The sequence below is a fragment of the Sandarakinorhabdus sp. genome, from assembly GCF_040398645.1.
Taxonomy (GTDB): domain Bacteria; phylum Pseudomonadota; class Alphaproteobacteria; order Sphingomonadales; family Sphingomonadaceae; genus Sandarakinorhabdus.
The window spans coordinates 15,160-20,049 of record NZ_JBBATR010000022.1; the positions used below are offsets into that span (position 1 = coordinate 15,160).

Here is a 4,890-nt window from a genome sequence, read left to right on the forward strand (position 1 = left end):
TGGGCAAGACGGCGGCCAAGGATATCGCCAACATCCAGCGGCTGGTGCGCGGCGCAATGGGCTATGATGCGGCGCGCGGTGACATGATCGAAGTGCAGATGCGCGCCTTTGCCGGCGAAGTGCAGGCGCCCAAGCCCTGGTATCAATCGCCGGCCGTGGAAAACTACGGGCCGTGGGCGGCGCTTGCCGGCGGCGGGTTGCTGCTGCTGCTGATTGCCCTGCTGGTATGGCGCGGCCGCAGCCGGGCCAAGGCGGCGGCGCTGGCCGCAGCGATTGCCGCCGGTGATGCCGGCGCTGCCGCCGCGGCCGCCACCAGCACGCTGGGCAGCATGCTCAATGCCATCGGGCTGGGCGGCTTGGCCGAAGTGGTCGGGCTGGGGCCGGTGGACGGCGCGGCGCTGGTTGCCGAGGCGCAGATACTGCAAGGCGGCGAATTGAAACGTCCCTTCCCGCAGGCGCTGGATTATCAGGAAAAGCTGGGCGCGGCCCGCGATCTGGTGAACGGGGACCGGGATCGGGCCATGGCGGTGGCGCGGCAGATGCTGCTGGCCGATCTGCGCCCGGCCGGCGATGCGGTGCCGGCACCCGGCGCAGCCGAAGGCGCCGACAGCGATGACACGCAGCCGGCGACCGCCGCATGATCCCGTTGCTCGCTGATGCACCCGATGCCACCGCGGGCCTGAGCGGTGCGCAGAAATGCGCCATTCTGCTGCTGGTCCTCGAAGAAACCCAAGCCGCCGAAATGTTGGCCGGCATGACCCCGGCGGAGGTGCAGCAAGTCGGCGAAGCCATGCTGAGCGTGGCCGAAATCGCACCTGAAGCCATTGATGCCGTGCTGGATGAATTTCTGGCGCGCACCGCCAAGGTGACGGCGCTGGACAGCCAGGGCCGTGAAGTGCGCCAGCGGCTGGGCAAGGCGCTGGGCACGCCGCGCGCCGATACGATGATCGAACGCATCGGGCCGCCGGCTGCTGGCCGCCGCTTCGCCGTGCTCGATTGGGTGGAAGGCCCGGCGCTGGCCGCGCTGATTGCCGATGAACATCCGCAGGCCATAGCGGTTGTGCTGGCGCATCTGCCCGAAGACCGGGCGGCAGCCGCGCTGGATGCCTTGCCCGAAGCGTTGCAGCCGGATGTGGCGATGCGGCTGGCCACGTTGCAGCCGGTCAATTTGCAGGATCTGGCGGCGCTGGAGGCCGATATTGAAGCCAAGCTGCGCGGTGTGGGCACCAATCGCGATTCAGCGCGGCTGGCGGGCAGCGAATTTACCGCCGCCGTCATCAAGAAGGCGCGCAGCCGCGGGCCGCTGCTGGAGGCGCTGATCAGCGTCAATCCCGAACTCGCGGCCGATCTCGAAAGCCAGCAATTCATCTTCGAAGATTTGCTGGGCCTGTCGCAAAAGGACATGCAGCTGGTGCTGCGCGAAGTCGACCCCGGCCAGTTGGCGGTGGCCATCAAGGGCGCCAGCCCGGTTTTGAAAGAGCTGATCTTTGGCGCAATGTCCAAACGCGCCGCCGCGCAATTGCAGGACGAGCTGGTGGAGCGCGGACCGATGAAGCGCAGCGAAGTCGAGACGGCGCAGCGCGAAATCTGCCGCACCGTGCGCCGGCTGGGCGATAGCGGCGCGCTGATGCTGCCCACCGCCGGGGAGGCCATGCTGTGAGCGCGCATGATCCCCGGCTGGCGGCCTTGCTGGGCGCAGCAAACCCGGATGGCCAGATCGTTGCGGGTTCCGCCATGGCGCGGCTGCTGGCCAGCCTGAATCCGCAGCCCGAACCAGAACCCGAAGTGGAACCAGAGCCGGCGATCGATCTGGTCGGCTTGCTGCGCGAAGCCCGCGCCGAAGGCGAAGCGGCCGGATTTGCCGCCGGCGAAGCGCGCGGGCAGGCGGCTGCCGAAGCAGCATTGGCCCCGCTGCGCGCGGCCTTGATGGCCGCTGCCGATGCCGCTCGCGCCGCCTGCGCGATTGATGATACCGTCTTGCGCCCGCTGCTGGCGGACCTGGTGAAAACCGTGGCCCAAACCGTGCTGATGGCCGAACTGGCGGCGGGCGGCCGCGTGCTGGCGGCGCTGGTTGCAGCGGCGCTGGCCGAGGTGGCCGAAAATGCACTGCCCACCGTGTTGGCGAACCCCGCTACACTGGCGCTGATCGCCTCCGATCTGCCGCCGGGGCTGATCACGCGCGCTGACCCGGCGCTGCCGCCCGGCCATATCAGCGTGGTTGGCCCGGATTACCGCATCGATGCCGGCCTGGCCGAACGGCTGGCGCAATTGCTGGCGGTGTTGCCATGAGCCGGCGGCGCGTCCAGCAACAACCGCTTGGCCCGGCCACCGCAGCCCTGGCCAGCATGATCAAGGCCGCCAGCGCAGCCAGATCGGCAGATCTACCGGTGCGGCGCGGCGGCGTGGTGGTGGCTGCCGACGGCGCCATCGTCGAAGTGCTGGGCATCAGCGGCGCGATCGGCAGCCGCGTGCTGGTGGGCAGCGCCGGCACCGCTGCCGAGATCATCGGCTTTCGCGATGGCCGCGCGCTGCTCATGGGCCTGCGCCCGCTGGCGGATATCACGCCCGGCACGCTGGTGCTGCCCGATGTGCAGGGCAGCGCGGTGCCGGTGGGCGCGGCGCTGCTGGGCCGGGTGATTGACGGGCTTGGCCAACCGCTGGACGGCCTTGGCCTGCCGGCGGCCACGGCGCTGATGCCTTCCAGCCCGCCGCCACTGCTGCCGCATGCAAGATCGCGGGTGACGCAGCCACTGGCCACCGGCGTGCGCGCCATCGATGCGCTGCTCAGCTTTGGCGCCGGCCAGCGCATCGGCATCATGGCCGGCACGGGTGTGGGCAAATCGGTGCTGCTTGGCCAGATCACGCGCTGGGCGCGGGCCGATGTCGTGGTGATGGCGCTGATTGGCGAGCGCAGCCGCGAAATCAGCGATTTCATTGAATTGGAGCTGGCCGGCCCGGCCCGGCAGCGCACCGTCACCATTGCCGTGCCGGCTTCCGATGCCATGTTGTGCCGGGTGCGCGGCGCGCAGCGAGCGTTTGCGATTGCCGAATATTTCCGCAGCCAGGGCCAGCAGGTGCTGCTGATCCTCGATAGCCTGTCGCGGGTGGTTCACGGCGCGCGGGAGGTGGCAATGGCGCGCGGCGAACCGGCTGGCGCCCGCGGCTTTCCGCCATCTTCGCTGCAATTGATTGCCGATCTGGCCGAACGCGCCGGCGGTGACCGCGCCAGCGGCGGCGCCATCACGCTGGTGGCAACCGTGCTGGCCGAGAGCGATGATCGCGCCGATCCGGTGGTGGATGCCGCGCGCGGCGTGATGGACGGCCACGTGCTGCTGTCGCGCCGGCTGGCCGGGCGCGGCCAGTTTCCCGCCATCGATCTGGTGAACAGCGCCAGCCGGGTGATGATCGATATCGCGACTGCCGAACATGAAGTGGCGGCCCGCCAGTTCCGGCGCATGGTGGCGCTGGCGGAGGAAAACCGTGATCTGGTGCTGATGGGCGCCTATGCCGCTGGCGCTGATCTGGAACTGGATGTGGCGCTGGCCATGCAGCCGGCGCTGGCGGCGTTCATGTCCCAGGATCGCGCCGTGCCGGCCGATCCAGCCGACAGCATCGCCACCCTGATTGCACTTACTGCGCCGATCGGTGGCCGATCATGATGGTGATCGATCGCCTGATCCGCGTGCGCCGCATCCGGGAGCGGCTGGCGCTGGCCGATCTGGCGCGGGCGCAGGGCCAGGCTGCGGCCGATGCTGCGCTGCTGGAGCGGGTGAAGGGCCTGGTTGGCGGCCAGACCGAAGGCGTGCTGGCGGCGGCAGCGCGTTCGGCGCGGGCGCGTATCGATGGCCAGTTGCAGGATATCGCGGCCGATGTGGCGGTGCGCTGCGATCGTTCTGCGGGGCTGCGCGATGATGCCAGCCGCCAGCTTGCCGCCGCCCGCGCCGCCGTGGACGCCGCTCTGGCCCGCCGCGCCGATCAGGAGGGATCATGATTATCACCATCAACATCGCCAGCCCTGCAACACCAGCCCCGCCGCCGCTGTTGGCCTTGCCGCAGCCGGGCGGGTTGCAACCGGCGCTGCAACCGGCGCCGCTTGATGGCGCGCTGATCAGGACGCCGCCGGCTGGCAGTGAAATCCTGCTACCGATTGCGGCGCCGCCAGTGCCGGGGACGCCGCCGGGTTTGCCGGCCATATTTGAAAGCCCGCGCGCGCGCAGCGGTGATTTTGCCGATCTATTGGCGGCGAACTTGCCCGTCGCTTTGCCCGACACGGCGCCCGCCAGTTTGCTCGTTGCCAGCCTGGCTGAACCAGCGCAGCCCGTGCTTGCCGGTGCGCTGCCGCATGCCCGCCCGGGACGGGCGCCAATCGCCGCCGACGCTGATGAAGAAGCGCAAACCGAAACACCGCCGGCGGCGGCCATCGTCCTGACCCAGGCGTGGGCGCTGTCGCTGGTGCCGGAACTGGCGCAATTTGCAGCCCGCATGGCAGGCGCCGGCCGGGATACAGCAGCGGCAGACACGATGATCAGGACGTCGGCAGCCGCGACGACGCCCGCCACGGTGCTGCGCCAAGCGCCGGCTGGCAATGCCGTTCTGGCCGCAGCCGCAGCCGCCGCGCCGGCCGCGCCAGGGATCGCGGCTGCGAACGCGTTGCCGTGGTCAACACCGTTATGGCCGCTGCGGCCACAAGCTGCTGCTGCCGCGCCAGTGCCAGCCAGCCGTGTTGACGCGGCGGCAATGGACGCGCAGGTGAGGCCAGTGGCCAAGCCAGTACCGGGGCCAGTACCGGGGCCAGTACCGGGGCCAGTACCGGGGCCAGTACCCGGGCCAGTGCTGGGGCCAATGCCGGGGCCAGTGCCGGGGCCGCGCGGCTGGCAGGCATCACTGCCG

Annotated in this window: 5 protein-coding genes and 1 pseudogene; all 6 read left to right on the forward strand. The window is 70.1% G+C overall.

From position 1 onward, the window contains the following. Positions 1-641 (forward strand): flagellar M-ring protein FliF C-terminal domain-containing protein (locus ABWP50_RS07055; RefSeq protein WP_353217289.1); only part of this gene is annotated, 641 nt, incomplete at its 5' end. Further along, positions 638-1,660 carry a flagellar motor switch protein FliG gene (locus ABWP50_RS07060; RefSeq protein WP_353217290.1) on the forward strand — a complete coding sequence of 341 codons (1,023 nt, stop codon included), beginning with the start codon at positions 638-640 and terminating at the stop codon, positions 1,658-1,660. The genes ABWP50_RS07055 and ABWP50_RS07060, both read left to right, overlap by 4 nt. Next, positions 1,657-2,289 carry a FliH/SctL family protein gene (locus ABWP50_RS07065; RefSeq protein WP_353217291.1) on the forward strand — a complete coding sequence of 211 codons (633 nt, stop codon included), beginning with the start codon at positions 1,657-1,659 and terminating at the stop codon, positions 2,287-2,289. Before ABWP50_RS07060 ends, ABWP50_RS07065 begins: the two co-directional genes overlap by 4 nt. Further along, entirely contained in the window at positions 2,286-3,659 is a 1,374-nt protein-coding gene (locus ABWP50_RS07070; RefSeq protein ID WP_353217292.1) for a FliI/YscN family ATPase, read from the forward strand. Before ABWP50_RS07065 ends, ABWP50_RS07070 begins: the two co-directional genes overlap by 4 nt. Next, positions 3,656-3,991 (forward strand): hypothetical protein, encoded by a 336-nt coding sequence (locus tag ABWP50_RS07075; protein ID WP_353217293.1) that lies wholly within the window; start codon positions 3,656-3,658, stop codon positions 3,989-3,991. Before ABWP50_RS07070 ends, ABWP50_RS07075 begins: the two co-directional genes overlap by 4 nt. After that, a pseudogene (locus tag ABWP50_RS07080) lies at positions 3,988-4,890 on the forward strand (hypothetical protein); the annotation flags it as partial. The gene ABWP50_RS07075 and the pseudogene ABWP50_RS07080, both read left to right, overlap by 4 nt.